The sequence below is a fragment of the Salmonella sp. SAL04202 genome (genome assembly GCF_046550775.1).
Taxonomy (GTDB): Bacteria; Pseudomonadota; Gammaproteobacteria; order Enterobacterales; family Enterobacteriaceae; genus Salmonella; species Salmonella enterica.
Genome location: NZ_JBGDXK010000003.1, coordinates 366,296 through 383,095, shown reverse-complemented (window position 1 = coordinate 383,095; position 16,800 = coordinate 366,296). Strand labels below are relative to the sequence as shown.

The 16,800-nt window shown below is 54.1% G+C and carries 15 protein-coding genes and 1 riboswitch; of the genes, 9 read left to right on the top strand and 6 right to left on the bottom strand.

The annotated features are described in order from the left end of the window. Positions 1-91 precede the first annotated feature (91 nt). From ilvN to leuO, 3 genes are all read right to left on the bottom strand, one after another. Complete coding sequence (ilvN, locus tag ACLJQJ_RS15575) at positions 92-583, bottom strand: acetolactate synthase small subunit (RefSeq protein WP_001563086.1); 492 nt, start codon at positions 581-583, stop codon at positions 92-94. A gap of 2 nt (positions 584-585) precedes the next feature. After that, complete coding sequence (gene ilvI, locus ACLJQJ_RS15570) at positions 586-2,310, bottom strand: acetolactate synthase 3 large subunit (protein ID WP_000425613.1); 1,725 nt, start codon at positions 2,308-2,310, stop codon at positions 586-588. A gap of 321 nt (positions 2,311-2,631) precedes the next feature. After that, positions 2,632-3,576, bottom strand: a complete 945-nt coding sequence (gene leuO, locus ACLJQJ_RS15565; protein WP_001115420.1) for a transcriptional regulator LeuO — start codon at positions 3,574-3,576, stop codon at positions 2,632-2,634. Between the two features lie 656 nt (positions 3,577-4,232). Here leuO and leuL point away from each other — a divergent pair. From leuL to leuD, 5 genes are all read left to right on the top strand, one after another. Continuing rightward, positions 4,233-4,319 carry a leu operon leader peptide gene (leuL, locus tag ACLJQJ_RS15560; protein WP_001575587.1) on the top strand — a complete coding sequence of 29 codons (87 nt, stop codon included), beginning with the start codon at positions 4,233-4,235 and terminating at the stop codon, positions 4,317-4,319. Between the two features lie 88 nt (positions 4,320-4,407). Continuing rightward, positions 4,408-5,979 (top strand): 2-isopropylmalate synthase, encoded by a 1,572-nt coding sequence (leuA, locus tag ACLJQJ_RS15555; RefSeq protein WP_000082819.1) that lies wholly within the window; start codon positions 4,408-4,410, stop codon positions 5,977-5,979. Next, complete coding sequence (leuB, locus tag ACLJQJ_RS15550) at positions 5,979-7,070, top strand: 3-isopropylmalate dehydrogenase (protein WP_063808751.1); 1,092 nt, start codon at positions 5,979-5,981, stop codon at positions 7,068-7,070. The genes leuA and leuB overlap by 1 nt, the downstream gene beginning before the upstream one ends. 2 nt (positions 7,071-7,072) lie before the next feature. Beyond that, complete coding sequence (gene leuC / locus ACLJQJ_RS15545) at positions 7,073-8,473, top strand: 3-isopropylmalate dehydratase large subunit (protein WP_001140632.1); 1,401 nt, start codon at positions 7,073-7,075, stop codon at positions 8,471-8,473. Between the two features lie 10 nt (positions 8,474-8,483). Continuing rightward, entirely contained in the window at positions 8,484-9,089 is a 606-nt protein-coding gene (leuD, locus tag ACLJQJ_RS15540) for a 3-isopropylmalate dehydratase small subunit (RefSeq protein WP_000818267.1), read from the top strand. Between the two features lie 335 nt (positions 9,090-9,424). On the opposite strand, the gene sgrT is transcribed toward leuD, so the two are convergent. Next, positions 9,425-9,547 carry a glucose uptake inhibitor SgrT gene (gene sgrT / locus ACLJQJ_RS15535; protein WP_001248755.1) on the bottom strand — a complete coding sequence of 41 codons (123 nt, stop codon included), beginning with the start codon at positions 9,545-9,547 and terminating at the stop codon, positions 9,425-9,427. Positions 9,548-9,639: 92 nt separating this feature from the next. Between sgrT and sgrR the strand changes: the two genes are divergently transcribed. The 4 genes from sgrR to thiQ all read left to right on the top strand — a co-directional run bounded on the left by sgrR (position 9,640) and on the right by thiQ (position 14,736). Continuing rightward, positions 9,640-11,298, top strand: a complete 1,659-nt coding sequence (gene sgrR, locus ACLJQJ_RS15530; RefSeq protein ID WP_063808750.1) for an HTH-type transcriptional regulator SgrR — start codon at positions 9,640-9,642, stop codon at positions 11,296-11,298. A gap of 46 nt (positions 11,299-11,344) precedes the next feature. Beyond that, positions 11,345-11,444: riboswitch (TPP riboswitch) on the top strand. A 31-nt stretch (positions 11,445-11,475) separates the two neighbouring features. Then, positions 11,476-12,459: a thiamine ABC transporter substrate binding subunit gene (gene thiB / locus ACLJQJ_RS15525; RefSeq protein WP_000915326.1), complete on the top strand. Its 984-nt coding sequence runs from the start codon at positions 11,476-11,478 to the stop codon at positions 12,457-12,459. Further along, on the top strand, positions 12,435-14,045 hold the full coding sequence (gene thiP, locus ACLJQJ_RS15520) for a thiamine/thiamine pyrophosphate ABC transporter permease ThiP (RefSeq protein ID WP_063808749.1): 1,611 nt from the start codon (positions 12,435-12,437) through the stop codon (positions 14,043-14,045). The genes thiB and thiP overlap by 25 nt, the downstream gene beginning before the upstream one ends. Next, positions 14,029-14,736, top strand: coding sequence for a thiamine ABC transporter ATP-binding protein ThiQ (gene thiQ, locus ACLJQJ_RS15515; protein WP_063808748.1), 708 nt, complete (start codon positions 14,029-14,031; stop codon positions 14,734-14,736). The genes thiP and thiQ overlap by 17 nt, the downstream gene beginning before the upstream one ends. A 38-nt stretch (positions 14,737-14,774) precedes the next feature. On the opposite strand, the gene ACLJQJ_RS15510 is transcribed toward thiQ, so the two are convergent. After that, positions 14,775-15,542, bottom strand: coding sequence for a DedA family protein (locus ACLJQJ_RS15510; protein WP_001148369.1), 768 nt, complete (start codon positions 15,540-15,542; stop codon positions 14,775-14,777). A 118-nt stretch (positions 15,543-15,660) separates the two neighbouring features. Next, positions 15,661-16,506, bottom strand: a complete 846-nt coding sequence (gene araC / locus ACLJQJ_RS15505; protein WP_000852387.1) for an arabinose operon transcriptional regulator AraC — start codon at positions 16,504-16,506, stop codon at positions 15,661-15,663. Positions 16,507-16,800 lie beyond the last annotated feature (294 nt).

The window sequence follows — 16,800 nt, the reverse complement described above, 5'->3', positions numbered from 1 at the left end:
TGCCTGATGGCGCTACGCTTATCGGACCTGGGCCAGATATCAGCCTGTAGACCGCATAAAACGCAACCGCGTCGTCATCCGGCGAATCTGCTCAGCGCATAATCTTATCGCCGCGCGAAAGCCCGACGACGCCTGAACGCGCCACTTCAACAATTTTCGCCACGTCGCGCAGCGAGGCCAGAAAAGCATCCAGTTTATCGCTGGTGCCCGCCAGTTGAACGGTATACAACGTTGGCGTAACGTCAATAATCTGACCACGGAAAATTTCCGTATTACGCTTCACCTCTTCCCGTCCGTAGCCGCTGGCCTGGATTTTCACCAGCATGATTTCCCGCTCAACGTGCGCTCCCTGTCCCAGCTCGCTGACGCGCAGCACATCAACCAGCTTGTGCAGTTGCTTTTCAATTTGCTCAAGCACTTTTTCATCGCCTACCGTCTGGATAGTCATGCGCGACAACGTCGGATCGTCTGTCGGCGCGACGGTCAGGCTTTCAATATTATATCCGCGTTGCGAAAAGAGGCCGATAACCCGCGATAACGCCCCAGATTCGTTTTCCAGTAATACCGATAAAATCCGGCGCATCATCAGGTCCTCTCCGTTTTGCTTAACCACATTTCGTCCATCCCGCCCCCGCGAATCTGCATCGGATAGACATGCTCGCTGCCATCAACGGTGACATCGACGAACACCAGTCGGTTATTACGCACATGCTCAAGGGCTTCGCTGAGTTTACTTTCCAGCTCATCCGGGTGGTTAATCTGCAGCCCGACATGGCCATATGCTTCCGCCAGGCGCACAAAATCCGGTAACGACTGCATATAAGACTGAGAATGGCGACCGGAATAGATCATATCCTGCCACTGTTTTACCATCCCCAGATAACGGTTGTTCAGGTTCAGAACCAGTACCGGCAGTTCATACTGTAAGGCTGTCGACAGCTCCTGAATGTTCATCTGTATGCTGCCATCGCCGGTCACGCAGACCACCATTTCTTTCGGCAGGGCCATTTTAACGCCCAGCGCAGCCGGTAGGCCAAAACCCATCGTGCCGAGCCCGCCGGAATTAATCCAGCGACGTGGTTTATCGAACGGGTAATAGAGGGCGGCAAACATCTGGTGTTGTCCTACATCGGACGTCACGTAAGCGTCGCCCTTCGTCAGACGCCAGAGGGTTTCAATCACCGCCTGGGGTTTAATACTTTCGCTTTCCGCGTCATATTTCAGGCACTGACGGGCGCGCCAGCTCTCTATCTGCTGCCACCAGTCGCGAATATCATCCTGCGGCTGAGACGGCGCATCCTGCGCCAGTAGCTCCAGCATTTGTTCCAGTACCAGGCGGGCATCGCCCACCACCGGGATATCAGCGTTAACCGTTTTGGATATGGACGTCGGGTCAATGTCGATGTGTAATACCGTCGCGTTCGGACAATATTTAGCGAGATTATTCGTCGTGCGGTCGTCAAATCGTACGCCAACAGCGAAAATCACGTCGGCGTTATGCATGGTCATATTGGCTTCATAAGTGCCATGCATTCCCAGCATTCCTAACGACTGGCGATGAGTAGCAGGAAACGCGCCCAGTCCCATTAATGAAGAGACCACCGGCAGGTTAAAGGTTTCAATGATGTGGCGCAGCGGCGCATAGCAGGCCGCGCTTATCGCCCCTCCCCCAACGTAGACCACCGGCTTTTTTGCCGACGCCAACGTTTGCAAGGCACGCTTAATTTGTCCTTTATGTCCTGATGTTGTGGGATTGTAAGAGCGCATACTGACCGTCTCCGGCCAGGCATACGGCATTTTTTTCGCCGGATTCAAAATGTCTTTCGGCAGATCCACGACCACCGGCCCAGGGCGTCCGCTTGCCGCCAGCCAGAAGGCCTTTTTAAGCACCTGGGGAATATCTTCCGTCTGTTTGACCAGGAAGCTATGTTTGACCACCGGTCGGGAAATCCCCACCATGTCGCACTCCTGAAAGGCATCATAGCCAATCAATGAGGTGGCGACCTGGCCGGAAAGAATCACCAGCGGAATGGAATCCATATAGGCCGTAGCAATCCCGGTAATCGCATTGGTCGCTCCCGGTCCGGAAGTCACCAGCACCACGCCAACGTCGCCAGTGGCTCGCGCCAGGCCATCCGCCATATGCACCGCGGCCTGCTCATGACGCACCAGCACATGATCGATCCCTCCAACGGTATGTAGCGCATCATAAATATCAAGCACTGCGCCTCCAGGATAGCCGAACACCTGCTTTACGCCTTGATCGATAAGCGATCGGACGACCATCTCGGCTCCAGACAACATCTCCACGGCTTGCCTCCACTTTATACCTGTCATCACGGTTTGACGGACACCTTAACCGCTTGCTATCACGCCTGGCAATTGGGTGGAATGACGTAAAGATGGGGAAGGTTAGAATAATCAGGAGGCAAGAAGAGAAGAAATGGAGAAATACTCCGTCTGAATCACACCAGGTAATAAATAATCGCTTATAAATGCAGACTTACAGCAATTCATCTATTTTTCACAACGACGAAAAGAATCGCTCACCGTTAATTCAGCATAAAATTTTTTATATACGCTAAAAAGCAGAATAAACCAGAATTTGTTTCTGATTTATTCTGCCCGGTTTTATCGCTTACAAACAGAAACTAATAAATCTTCCATCCATTGATGCCCTTTATCACGCCCAGCCGCTTCATGCCAGGAAAGGTAGCATGTCCGGCTATTCAGTTTTAAAGGCAACGGCAATATTTGCAGATCCAGCGACTCCGCAAACTCTTCCGCCAGCCAGCGCGGGGCAATAGCGACCAAATGCGTCTGCGAAACCACGTTCAGAACGCTGATAAGCGCCATGCCCTGATAAGCCACGCTCGACTGTTTATCCGGCGTGTCATACCACGGCTGACTAAATGACGCATAACGATCGAGAGAAACAACCGCATGTTGTTCATTATAAACATCGCCTTCCAGTAGCGGGCCGCTAATACGCGGGTGTTTTCGGCTGGCGACTAAAACCATTTCATCTTTAAATAGCGGTACGCTGGTAAACTCAGGACGACGGAATTCTTCATAACTAATAACGAACTCGGTTTCCTGATAGCGTAGCTGATGCTCAGTATTCTGATTCAACGACGCTTTAAAAACGACATGAATATTTGGCGCAATTTTTTCTACACGATTATAAATCTGTGACGTCAGGATGTTATCCAGCGGACTGCACACGCAAAGATTGAATACACGTTCGCTGCTGGTCGGCTCAAACCCCGATCCCGGCAATTCATTTTGCACCAATTGCAACGCCTGACGGACTGAACCAAATAACTGAAATGCACGGGCAGTCGGCTGAATTCCTCGTCCATATCGAACAAAAAGTTCGTCATTAAACATAACCTTCAGACGCGCTACGGCGTTACTGACCGCAGGCTGCGACATTCCCAGCGTGTGGGCGGCGCGCGTAATATTCTGCTCTTGCATTACCGCATCGAACACGGTCAATAGGTTCAAATCAACCATGCGAAGCTGTGGTTTGCCCATATCTAAAAGATGCGGCTTTTCGGTTTTGACCTCTGGCATATTTAACTCCACTGTCACGCTTAACTCCCTTTTTCTGGCTGAAGGCAGAAATAATTCCTGAAAATATGATTTACCATGCATATAAAATAAGAAAAAGGGAAAGCGTTAAAATTCGGAAAACATAAAGACGCTGACAGAGACAAATAGAATGCCAGCGCAAGCATAATGTGTCCTGAGTCACACCATTGCGATTCATAATGTTTAAATTACGCAAGCAATATAACCATAACTATGGCGAATACACAATCATACACCAAGTGAATGATCATTTAAGTTTCAATTAAATGTTTATATTATTAATAGCTAAAAAGTTAACATTAATTTATCAATAACTTTATCCTTATCCATTAAGTAAACAAGGTTATTTGTTAAAATATAAAACAAATCAAAAAGATAAACCAAACCTTTAGCATACCTTTAACAGGCCATTCCCCTAACCAATTTGCAAACAAAAATGCCTAAATATTTCAAACAATGAAAAGTATGAATGTCCACTCGTTCTTTTATCCTTTATTGGACGCGCAGCCCAGCACAATTAGCTAAAGTACGTATCCGGATATCGTCAACAAAATGCAATGGCGACAGAAAATAGAGTTGACATTAAACGGCATATCCAGTACCACTAAAAGCATAACGCATTCGCTGGAGCTGAATTAATGTCACATATCGTTCGTTTCACTGGGCTACTACTACTCAACGCATTTATTGTGCGCGGTAGACCGGTGGGCGGCATTCAACATTAAGTCAGCTCGAAGTCAAACAAAAACCCGCGCCGTTGCGCGGGTTTTTTTATGCCTGACGCAAGGCGCCCCTGGAGACAAGGACCACATCATGAGCCAGCAAGTCATTATTTTTGATACGACCTTACGCGACGGCGAACAAGCGTTACAGGCCAGCCTGAGCGCGAAAGAGAAGCTGCAGATTGCCCTGGCCCTTGAGCGCATGGGTGTTGATGTCATGGAAGTAGGCTTCCCGGTCTCTTCTCCGGGTGATTTTGAATCTGTCCAAACCATCGCCCGCACCATCAAAAACAGCCGCGTTTGCGCCCTGGCGCGTTGTGTAGAAAAAGACATCGACGTCGCGGCACAGGCGCTGAAGGTCGCCGACGCGTTTCGCATCCATACTTTTATCGCCACCTCGCCAATGCACATCGCCACCAAGCTGCGCAGCACGCTGGATGAGGTCATCGAACGCGCGGTATACATGGTTAAGCGGGCGCGTAATTACACTGATGACGTAGAGTTCTCCTGCGAAGATGCTGGCCGGACGCCTGTTGACGATCTGGCGCGCGTGGTGGAAGCCGCTATAAACGCCGGCGCGAGAACCATTAATATTCCCGATACCGTGGGCTATACCATGCCGTTTGAGTTCGCGGGAATCATTTCCGGCCTGTATGAACGTGTCCCCAATATCGACAAAGCCATCATCTCCGTTCATACCCACGACGATTTAGGGATAGCGGTAGGTAACTCGCTGGCGGCAGTACATGCGGGCGCGCGTCAGGTTGAAGGCGCGATGAACGGTATCGGAGAACGTGCCGGTAACTGCGCACTGGAAGAAGTGATCATGGCGATTAAAGTGCGCAAAGACATCATGAACGTACACACCAACATCAATCACCACGAAATCTGGCGCACCAGCCAGACCGTCAGCCAGATCTGTAACATGCCGATCCCGGCCAACAAAGCGATTGTCGGCAGCGGCGCTTTCGCCCACTCTTCCGGCATCCACCAGGATGGCGTCCTCAAGAACCGCGAAAACTATGAAATCATGACGCCAGAGTCCATCGGTCTGAACCAGATACAGCTGAACCTGACCTCCCGCTCTGGCCGTGCCGCCGTGAAACATCGCATGGAAGAGATGGGTTACAAGGACACAGACTACAACATGGACCACCTGTACGACGCGTTCCTGAAGCTGGCGGACAAAAAAGGCCAGGTGTTCGACTATGACCTGGAAGCGCTGGCGTTTATTAATAAACAGCAAGAAGAACCAGAGCATTTCCGTCTGGATTACTTCAGCGTGCAGTCCGGCTCCAGCGATATCGCCACCGCTTCCGTGAAGCTGGCCTGTGGTGAAGAGATCAAGGCCGAAGCGGCGAACGGCAACGGCCCGGTCGACGCCATCTATCAGGCGATTAACCGCATCACTGGCTACGACGTTGAGTTGGTTAAATACGACCTGAACGCCAAAGGCCAGGGCAAAGACGCGCTGGGTCAGGTCGATATCGTCGTGAACCATCATGGTCGCCGCTTCCACGGCGTCGGGCTGGCGACGGATATCGTCGAATCCTCCGCCAAAGCGATGGTGCACGTACTGAACAATATCTGGCGCGCCGCCGAAGTTGAAAAAGAATTGCAACGCAAAGCTCAAAATAAAGAGAACAACAAGGAAACCGTGTAATGTCGAAGAACTATCATATTGCCGTACTGCCGGGCGACGGTATCGGCCCGGAAGTCATGGCGCAAGCCCTGAAAGTTATGGATGCGGTACGCAGTCGTTTTGATATGCGTATAACCACCAGCCACTATGACGTCGGCGGTATTGCTATCGACAATCATGGTCATCCACTGCCGAAAGCCACCGTTGAAGGGTGCGAGCAGGCGGATGCCATTCTGTTTGGCTCCGTCGGCGGCCCGAAATGGGAAAATTTGCCCCCGGAAAGCCAGCCAGAGCGCGGCGCCCTGCTGCCGCTGCGCAAACATTTCAAATTATTCAGTAACCTGCGTCCGGCGAAACTGTATCAGGGACTGGAAGCATTTTGCCCGTTGCGCGCCGATATCGCCGCTAACGGTTTCGATATCCTGTGCGTGCGCGAGCTGACCGGCGGGATCTATTTCGGACAGCCAAAAGGCCGCGAAGGCAGCGGTCAGTACGAAAAAGCCTTTGATACCGAAGTTTATCACCGCTTTGAGATCGAGCGCATTGCCCGTATCGCCTTTGAATCGGCGCGTAAACGCCGCCGTAAAGTCACCTCTATTGATAAAGCCAACGTACTGCAAAGCTCTATCCTGTGGCGTGAGATCGTCAACAATGTCGCGAAAACGTATCCCGATGTGGAACTCGCGCACATGTATATCGATAACGCCACCATGCAGTTGATTAAAGACCCGTCGCAGTTTGACGTACTGCTGTGCTCTAACCTGTTCGGCGACATTCTGTCCGACGAATGCGCCATGATCACCGGCTCAATGGGGATGTTGCCCTCCGCCAGCCTGAACGAGCAAGGGTTTGGCCTGTATGAACCGGCTGGCGGCTCCGCGCCGGATATCGCCGGGAAAAATATCGCCAATCCAATTGCGCAGATCCTGTCGCTGGCGCTGCTGCTGCGCTACAGCCTGGATGCCAACGATGCGGCAACAGCCATTGAACAGGCGATCAATCGCGCATTAGAAGAGGGCGTTCGCACCGGCGATTTAGCCAGGGGCGCTGCCGCAGTCAGTACCGATGAGATGGGCGATATTATCGCCCGCTATGTCGCAGAAGGGGTGTAATCATGGCCAAAACGTTATACGAAAAATTATTTGATGCCCACGTGGTCTTTGAGGCGCCAAACGAAACGCCGTTGCTGTACATCGACCGCCACCTGGTGCATGAAGTCACCTCGCCGCAGGCGTTTGACGGTCTGCGCGCGCACCATCGTCCGGTACGTCAGCCAGGGAAAACCTTCGCCACGATGGATCACAACGTCTCGACGCAGACTAAAGACATTAATGCTTCCGGTGAAATGGCGCGTATCCAGATGCAGGAGCTGATTAAGAACTGTAACGAGTTCGGCGTCGAGCTGTATGACCTGAATCACCCGTATCAGGGCATCGTCCATGTGATGGGGCCGGAACAGGGCGTCACCCTGCCGGGCATGACCATCGTCTGCGGCGACTCCCACACCGCCACCCACGGCGCGTTTGGTGCGCTGGCCTTCGGCATCGGCACTTCTGAGGTAGAACATGTACTGGCGACGCAAACCCTGAAACAGGGGCGCGCTAAAACCATGAAGATTGAAGTCACGGGCAACGCCGCGCCGGGCATTACCGCCAAAGACATCGTGCTGGCGATCATCGGTAAAACCGGTAGCGCCGGCGGCACCGGACACGTGGTTGAATTTTGCGGCGACGCGATCCGCGCGCTGAGTATGGAAGGCCGCATGACGCTGTGCAATATGGCGATTGAGATGGGCGCCAAAGCCGGTCTGGTCGCCCCGGATGAAACCACTTTCAACTACGTAAAAGGGCGTTTGCACGCGCCGAAGGGCCGCGATTTTGACGAAGCCGTCGAGTACTGGAAAACGCTGAAAACCGATGACGGCGCGACTTTTGATACTGTCGTCACCCTGCGAGCAGAAGAGATCGCGCCGCAGGTGACCTGGGGCACGAATCCGGGCCAGGTGATTTCCGTCACCGACATCATCCCCGATCCCGCCTCCTTTAGCGATCCGGTTGAACGCGCCAGCGCCGAAAAAGCGCTGGCTTATATGGGCTTACAGCCTGGCGTACCGTTAACGGACGTTGCTATCGATAAAGTCTTTATCGGCTCTTGTACCAATTCGCGCATTGAAGATTTGCGCGCGGCGGCGGAAGTCGCCAAAGGGCGCAAAGTCGCGCCTGGCGTACAGGCGCTGGTGGTGCCGGGTTCAGGTCCGGTGAAAGCGCAGGCAGAAGCGGAAGGTCTGGACAAGATCTTTATCGAAGCAGGATTTGAATGGCGCTTACCGGGCTGTTCCATGTGCCTGGCCATGAATAATGACCGCCTGAACCCGGGCGAGCGCTGCGCCTCCACCAGCAACCGTAACTTTGAAGGTCGTCAGGGCCGCGGGGGTCGCACGCATTTAGTCAGCCCGGCGATGGCCGCCGCTGCCGCCGTTACCGGCCACTTCGCCGACATTCGCAGCATCAAATAAGGAAACTACCATGGCAGAGAAATTTACCCAGCATACCGGCCTGGTTGTCCCACTGGATGCCGCCAACGTCGATACCGATGCAATTATCCCTAAACAGTTTTTGCAGAAGGTTACGCGCACCGGTTTTGGCGCCCATCTGTTTAACGACTGGCGCTTCCTGGACGAAAAGGGTCAACAGCCAAATCCGGAATTCGTGTTGAACTTTCCGGAATATCAAGGCGCGTCGATTCTGTTGGCGCGGGAAAACTTTGGCTGCGGCTCTTCACGCGAACACGCGCCGTGGGCGTTGACCGATTACGGCTTTAAAGTGGTGATCGCGCCAAGCTTCGCCGACATCTTCTACGGCAACAGCTTTAACAACCAACTGCTGCCGGTAACCCTGAGCGACGCACAGGTCGATGAGCTGTTTGCTCTGGTGAAAGCCAATCCGGGCATTAAATTTGAAGTGGATCTGGAAGCACAGGTGGTGAAAGCAGGCGATAAGACCTACAGCTTTAAAATCGACGACTTCCGCCGCCACTGCATGTTGAACGGTCTGGACAGCATTGGGCTGACGCTGCAGCACGAAGACGCGATTGCCGCCTACGAAAATAAACAACCGGCATTTATGCGGTAACCCTTGACGCCTTACCGGGCCTACAGGTTATGCAATATCACCAGGTTGCCACTATATCCTGTAGGCCTGATAAGCGTAGTACCATCAAACTTCGGGTTACTCATCAGTCGCTCATGCCGGGGATACTCCGGCATTTTTTATACGTCTTTTACTCGCCCGGTCATCACCTGCGTGACCACAGAAACCGCCGTATAAATCCCGTTGAGACGCCGTCCCATCGTCGTCATCCAGAAACAGCCGAAATAAAAAAAGCCAGCAGATATTATCTGCTGGCGGGTGATTTTAGGCTATCGCCTACACCAATACTCAGTCACACATGATGTCTGCAATTGGCTTCAATCGGTCGCCTCCCACTGCATCAGTTCCGCGAGCATTTTTAAGCGCTGCGGCGCGCTCAGGCAAGCCAGCCAGGACGTTTTTTCCGTCGCGGCAAAATATCTCAACCAGAACTGGCGCATAGTGACCTCTTCCTCTTGCTTCATCGAAAGATATTATTGGCCTAATATAGGGATAATAAAATTGCTGAGTTTTTCATCGGAGTTCCCCTTTTATGCCCTCAGGTCGCCTGCAACAACAATTTATCCGTCTCTGGCAATGTTGTGACGGTAAAACGCAAGACACCACGCTTAATGAGCTGGCGGATCTGCTGAACTGTTCGCGTCGCCATATGCGTACGCTGCTAAATACGATGCAGGCGCGCGGTTGGCTAACATGGGAAGCCGAGGTCGGACGCGGAAAGCGTTCGCGTCTGACGTTCCTGTATACCGGACTGGCGCTGCAACAGCAGCGGGCGGAAGACCTGCTGGAACAAGATCGAATCGATCAACTGGTACAACTGGTCGGCGATAAAAGCGCTGTCAGACAAATGTTGATTTCCCATCTGGGACGCAGCTTCCGCCAGGGGCGGCATATTCTGCGGGTTCTTTACTATCGTCCGATGCACAATCTCCTGCCGGGAACCGCATTACGTCGCTCGGAAACCCATATTGCCCGGCAAATTTTCAGTTCGCTCACGCGGGTAAATGAGGAAAACGGGGAACTGGAAGCGGACATTGCGCACCACTGGCAGCAAATTTCCCCTTTACTGTGGCGCTTCTACCTGCGCCCCGGCATTCATTTTCATCATGGCCGCGAGCTGGAGATGGAAGATGTCATCGCCTCGCTGACGCGTATCAATACGCTTCCGCTTTACTCGCACATCAAAAAGATAGACTCCCCTACCGCGTGGACGCTGGATATTCATCTTTCCCAGCCGGATCGCTGGTTGCCGTGGCTGCTGGGCCAGGTCCCGGCGATGATTTTGCCGCGGGAGTGGGAAACACTGGCTAATTTCGCCAGCCACCCTATCGGCACCGGGCCTTATGCCGTGCGGCGTAATACGCCAAACCAGCTCAAGATACTCGCCTTTGATGATTACTTCGGCTACCGGGCGTTGATAGACGAAGTGAACGTCTGGGTACTGCCGGATATCAGTGAAGAACCGGCCTGCGGATTGATGCTGGAAGGGCCGATACAAGGCGGTGAAAAAGCGATAGAAAGCCGACTGGAAGAGGGGTGCTATTACCTGCTATTCGACGCCAGAACGCCGCGCGGCGCGCATCCGCAGGTCAGAGAATGGGTAAGCCACGTCCTCTCCCCCACCAATTTACTCTATCATGCCGATGAACCGCTACAGCAGCTCTGGTTCCCGGCCTATGGGCTTTTACCGCGCTGGCATCACGCCCGTCCAGGCCCGGGCGAAAAACCCGCCGGGCTGGAAACCCTCACGCTGACCTTCTATCGCGAACACATTGAGCACCGGGTTATCGCCCGTATCATGAGCGCGCTTCTGGCTGAGCATCAGGTGCATCTGCATATTCAGGAGATCGACTACGATCAATGGCACGCCGGCGAGATCGAAAGCGATATCTGGCTCAATAGCGCTAACTTTACGCTGCCGCTGGATTTCTCGCTGTTCGCGCACCTGTGCGAAGTACCACTCTTGCAGAACTGCATTCCGCGCGACTGGCAGGACGACGCCGCGCAGTGGCGCGCTGGCGAGATGAACCTGGCGACCTGGTGCCAGCAACTGCTGGCCAACAAAGCGATTGTGCCGCTGATCCACCACTGGCTGATTATCCAGGGACAACGCAGTATGCGCGGGCTGCGCATGAATACCCTCGGCTGGTTTGATTTTAAATCGGCGTGGTTTGCGCCGCCAGATCCTTAACGCCAGCTCTTGATTGCTGCCCGGCAACAAAATCACTACACTAACGCCGAACTCAACGGGGTGCCGCGCTCATGCGCGCGCTGAGAAAATACCCGTCGAACCTGATCCGGATAATGCCGGCGAAGGGATTTGAGGCTACCTCTCAAGTCCTTTGCCACTCTTTCACTGAGGTGCAAAGTGTTAAAAAAATATCTTCCGCTTTTACTCCTGTGCGCGGCGCCTGCTTTCGCCAAACCCGTTCTCACCGTCTATACCTACGACTCGTTCGCCGCCGACTGGGGGCCAGGCCCGGCGGTGAAAAAAGCGTTTGAAGCCGATTGCAACTGCGAGCTGAAACTGGTGGCGCTGGAGGATGGCGTTTCGCTGCTCAACCGCCTGCGGATGGAGGGGAAGAACAGCAAAGCCGATGTGGTGTTGGGGCTGGACAATAATCTGCTGGAAGCGGCCACGCAAACTAAACTTTTTGCCAAAAGCGGCGTGGCGAATGAAGCGGTCAAGGTGCCCGGCGGCTGGAAAAACGACACATTTGTGCCGTTCGATTACGGCTATTTCGCCTTTGTCTACGATAAAAGCAAGCTGAAAAATCCGCCGAAAAGCCTGAAAGAACTGGTCGAGAGCGATCAAAAATGGCGGGTGATTTATCAGGACCCGCGTACCAGTACGCCAGGGCTGGGGCTGTTACTGTGGATGCGCAAAGTCTATGGCGATAACGCGCCGCAGGCCTGGCAAAAACTGGCGGCCAAAACGGTGACGGTGACGAAAGGCTGGAGCGAGGCCTACGGTTTATTTCTGAAAGGTGAAAGCGATTTGGTGCTCAGTTACACCACCTCTCCGGCGTATCACATTATTGAAGAGAAGAAGGACAATTACGCCGCCGCGAACTTCAGCGAAGGCCATTACTTACAGGTAGAAGTCGCGGCGCGTACCGTCGCCAGTAAGCAGCCGGAACTGGCGGAGAAATTCCTCAAATTTATGGTTTCTCCGGCGTTTCAGAACGCCATACCCACCGGCAACTGGATGTACCCGGTAGCGGACGTCGCCTTACCCGCAGGGTTTGAATCATTGGCCAAACCCGCCACAACGCTGGAATTCACGCCGCAACAAGTGGCAGCACAACGCCAGGCATGGATTAGCGAATGGCAACGCGCCGTCAGCCGTTAATTCCCGGCTGGCTGATTCCGGGGCTGTGCGCCGCCGCGCTGATGATAACCGTCTCGCTGGCGGCCTTTCTGGCGCTTTGGCTGAACGCGCCGTCGGGCGCGTGGTCGACAATCTGGCGGGATAGCTACCTGTGGCATGTGGTGCGCTTCTCATTCTGGCAGGCGTTTCTGTCCGCAGTGCTGTCTGTGGTCCCGGCGGTTTTTCTCGCCCGCGCGCTTTATCGACGCCGTTTTCCTGGACGTCTGGCGCTGCTGCGTCTGTGCGCCATGACGCTGATTCTGCCGGTACTGGTTGCCGTGTTCGGTATTCTTAGCGTGTATGGCCGTCAGGGCTGGCTGGCCTCGCTGTGGCAGATGCTGGGGCTTCAGTGGACATTCTCCCCCTACGGCTTGCAGGGCATTTTACTGGCGCACGTCTTTTTTAACCTGCCAATGGCGAGCCGTTTGTTGCTGCAATCTTTGGAAAGCATTCCCGGCGAGCAGCGCCAGCTCGCCGCCCAGCTCGGTATGCGCGGCTGGCATTTTTTCCGTTTTGTCGAATGGCCGTGGCTGCGCCGCCAAATTCCGCCTGTCGCGGCGCTGATTTTTATGCTCTGCTTCGCCAGTTTCGCAACGGTTCTGTCGCTCGGCGGCGGCCCGCAGGCCACCACTATCGAACTGGCTATCTTTCAGGCGCTTAGTTATGACTACGATCCCACCCGCGCGGCGATGCTGGCATTAATCCAGATGGTCTGCTGCCTGGCGCTGGTACTGCTAAGCCAACGGCTGAGCAAAGCGATTGCGCCGGGGATGACGCTAACGCAGGGTTGGCGCGATCCTGACGATCGTCTCCACAGCCGTCTGACGGACGCCTTATTAATCGTGCTGGCGCTGCTGCTGCTGCTTCCGCCGCTGGTCGCCGTGGTGGTCGATGGCGTCAACCGCAGCCTGCCGGAGGTGCTGGCGCAACCCATTCTGTGGCAGGCTGTCTGGACATCGCTACGCATTGCGCTGGCGGCGGGCGTTCTGTGTGTGGTGCTGACCATGATGCTGCTGTGGAGTAGCCGCGAGCTACGCCAACGCCAGCAACTATTCGCCGGACAAACGCTGGAACTCAGCGGGATGTTGATCCTCGCGATGCCGGGGATCGTACTGGCGACAGGCTTCTTTTTACTGCTCAATAACAGCGTTGGCTTACCGGAATCCGCCGACGGCATCGTGATTTTCACCAATGCGCTGATGGCAATCCCCTACGCGCTAAAAGTCCTGGAAAACCCAATGCGCGATATTACCGCCCGTTATGGAATGCTGTGCCAGTCATTAGGAATTGAAGGCTGGTCGCGATTAAAGGTCGTGGAACTGCGGGCGCTGAAACGTCCGCTGGCGCAGGCGCTGGCGTTTGCCTGCGTACTTTCTATCGGTGATTTTGGCGTCGTCGCGCTTTTCGGCAATGACAATTTCCGCACGCTGCCGTTTTATCTGTATCAGCAGATCGGCTCCTACCGCAGCCAGGACGGCGCGGTGACCGCACTGATACTGCTGCTGCTCTGCTTTACGTTATTTACCCTCATAGAGAAACTACCGGGCCGACATGCTAAAACTGATTGATATCACCTGGCTTTACCATCATTTGCCGATGCGTTTTACGCTGGCGGTAGAACGCGGCGAGCAGGTGGCGATTCTTGGCCCCAGCGGCGCGGGGAAAAGCACGTTGTTGAATTTAATTGCCGGTTTTCTTGCGCCTGCCAGCGGTACGTTACTGATTGCCGATGAAGATCATACGCTTACGCCGCCCTCACGCCGTCCGGTCTCAATGCTGTTTCAGGAGAATAATTTATTCAGCCACCTGAATGTGCAGCAAAATATCGGTCTGGGGCTAAACCCCGGGTTAACGCTCAACGCCAGCCAGCGGGAAAAACGGGACGCTATCGCACGTCAGATGGGCATTGAGAGTCTGATGACGCGTTTACCGGGCGAACTGTCCGGCGGCCAGCGTCAGCGGGTAGCGCTGGCGCGCTGCCTGGTACGCGAACAGCCGGTACTGCTGCTGGATGAACCGTTCTCCGCGCTCGATCCCGCGCTGCGCCAGGAGATGCTGACGTTGGTCAGCGATATCTGCCGCGAGCGACAGCTCACGCTGTTGATGGTCTCGCACAGCGTGGAAGATGCGGCGCGAATTGCGCCCCGGTCAATCGTCGTCGCCGACGGACGCATTGCGTGGCAAGGCAAAACAGACGAGCTACTAAGCGGTCAGGCCAGCGCCTCAGCGCTATTGGGCATCAAATCCCATATTTTGTAGGCCGGATAAGGCGAAGCTGCCATCCGGCAAAGGAATCGTTAGTAACCCACAACTTTGCGCAGAATATCGATATATACCGGCATCAGCGGGTGGCGAACCAGCACCACCAGCGCGACCACGCCGATCCCGAGCGTCAACGGCGCCAGATACAGCAAACGGCTGCGGGGGAAATACGCGGTTAAACGATCGACTGCCGCTTTGCCGCTGCGCCACAGCCGCCAGCATAGCCAGCCTCCGACCCACAGCAGCAACGCCGTCGCCAGCAGCAGCCATTTGAAATCTCCGCTCTGCATATCGGAAGGAATATCGATTGCCGCTCCCGCCAGAATGCCCGGCAGGAAATAAAACGGCGGCCACAGCAAACAGCCAATCAAGTTCGGCCCAATAAATTTCGCTACGGGAAGATCCAGCATCCCTGCCACCATCGGCACCAGCGGCCTCGTCGGACCGACAAAACGTCCGACCAGGATCGTGAACATACTGTGCTGATGCAGCGCGTGTTCGGTTTTATCCAGCAGCGACTTGTTCTTTTTCATAAAAGACCAGCGGTGTAGCGGCTTTTTAAAGCGCCACCCCAGCCAGAACGAAATCCAGTCGCCCATCAGACAGCCGATAATACCCACCAGCCAGGCATGCCAAAAATTGAGCTCGCCGCTGCCGATAAGCGCGCCCAGCCCCGCCATCAGTACCGTGCCGGGTAAAATCAACCCCACCAGCGCCAGCGATTCCAGGAAGGCGACCAGCAACACGGCGATAAGCGAATACAGAGTGGATTGGGTGATAAAGTGTTCCAGCAGTGCTTGCATAGTGTGTCCGTCAGCGTGATGAAGCAGGGATTCTGCTTACCCCGTCCCCCTTCGTCAAGCCGTCAATTATCCGAATAGTTACGGCTTATGACATCTTTGTGGACACATCATTCACTTTTTATTCACATCCGGCCCTGAACTCGCTAGGACTTGCCCCGGTGCATTTTTTAAATACCCGCGAAAAATAGAGCTGATCGTCAAATCCAACATTGCGCCCAACGGTCGCTATCGGCATTCGCGTGGTGCTAAGCAGGAGTTTCGCCTGGCTGATACGCTGATCTTCGCGCCAACTCAATACGCTAATGCCTAACTGCTGGCGGAACAGATGCGATAACCGGGAGGGCGACAGGCAGACATGCTGGGCGACGCTGGCGATATCAAAATGGCTGTCCGCCAGATGGTCGCTGATATACTGGCAGGCATCGCGCACACGGCTATCCATCGGCGGATGCAACGACTCATTAATTACCGCCATACGTCTGAGCAACAACTGCTCCAGCAGATTGATCGCCAGTAGCTCAGAATAGCGACCTTCCCCTTGCCCGGCGCTGATGATCTGCCCGAACAGTTCGCTGAAATGCGGCTGGCGCGCCTCGTCCGGGCGGAAAAATCCTGTCTGGGCAAAGATTGTCGGCCAGGTCAGCCACTCCTGCCAGTAGGCGCGAGGCCGGAAATAAACCCACTGGTGATACCACTCGCTGGCATCCGGATGCCGTCCATAGTGATGAATCTCGCCCGGCGGAAACAATAATATATCGCCAGGCCGACAGACAAACTGCTCGCCATTATTATTAATGACGCCCTCTCCGCGGATGGTCAGGTTAAGAATATATCCCTTCATGCCCAACGGACGATCGATAAAAAAATCCAGGTATCCATTCGCTTCAATTGGCGTCAGTCCGGCGACCAGATGGGCATTAAATGAATATCCCGGCAATAGCGGATCATTTTGCGTTTCAGCCATGATTTCTCTACCCCCCGATGTTCAGAGAAGAAACAAATTGTCCATATTGACCAGGACGACAGAGCTTACGTCTCCGCAAGACCTTGCGCTTGATGAAAGCACGTATCAACCCCGCTTGTGAAAAGCGCTTTGTAACAAAAGCGTACAGTTCAGGCGATAAAATTAAGTAACAGAAGTGTCTATAACTATGGCTGGAATGTCCACATTGAATATTTGCACAGCGTCACACTTTGCAAAGCATTAGCATTTTTGTCCATAAGATTAGCGGATCCTGCCTGACGGTTTTTGCCGCGA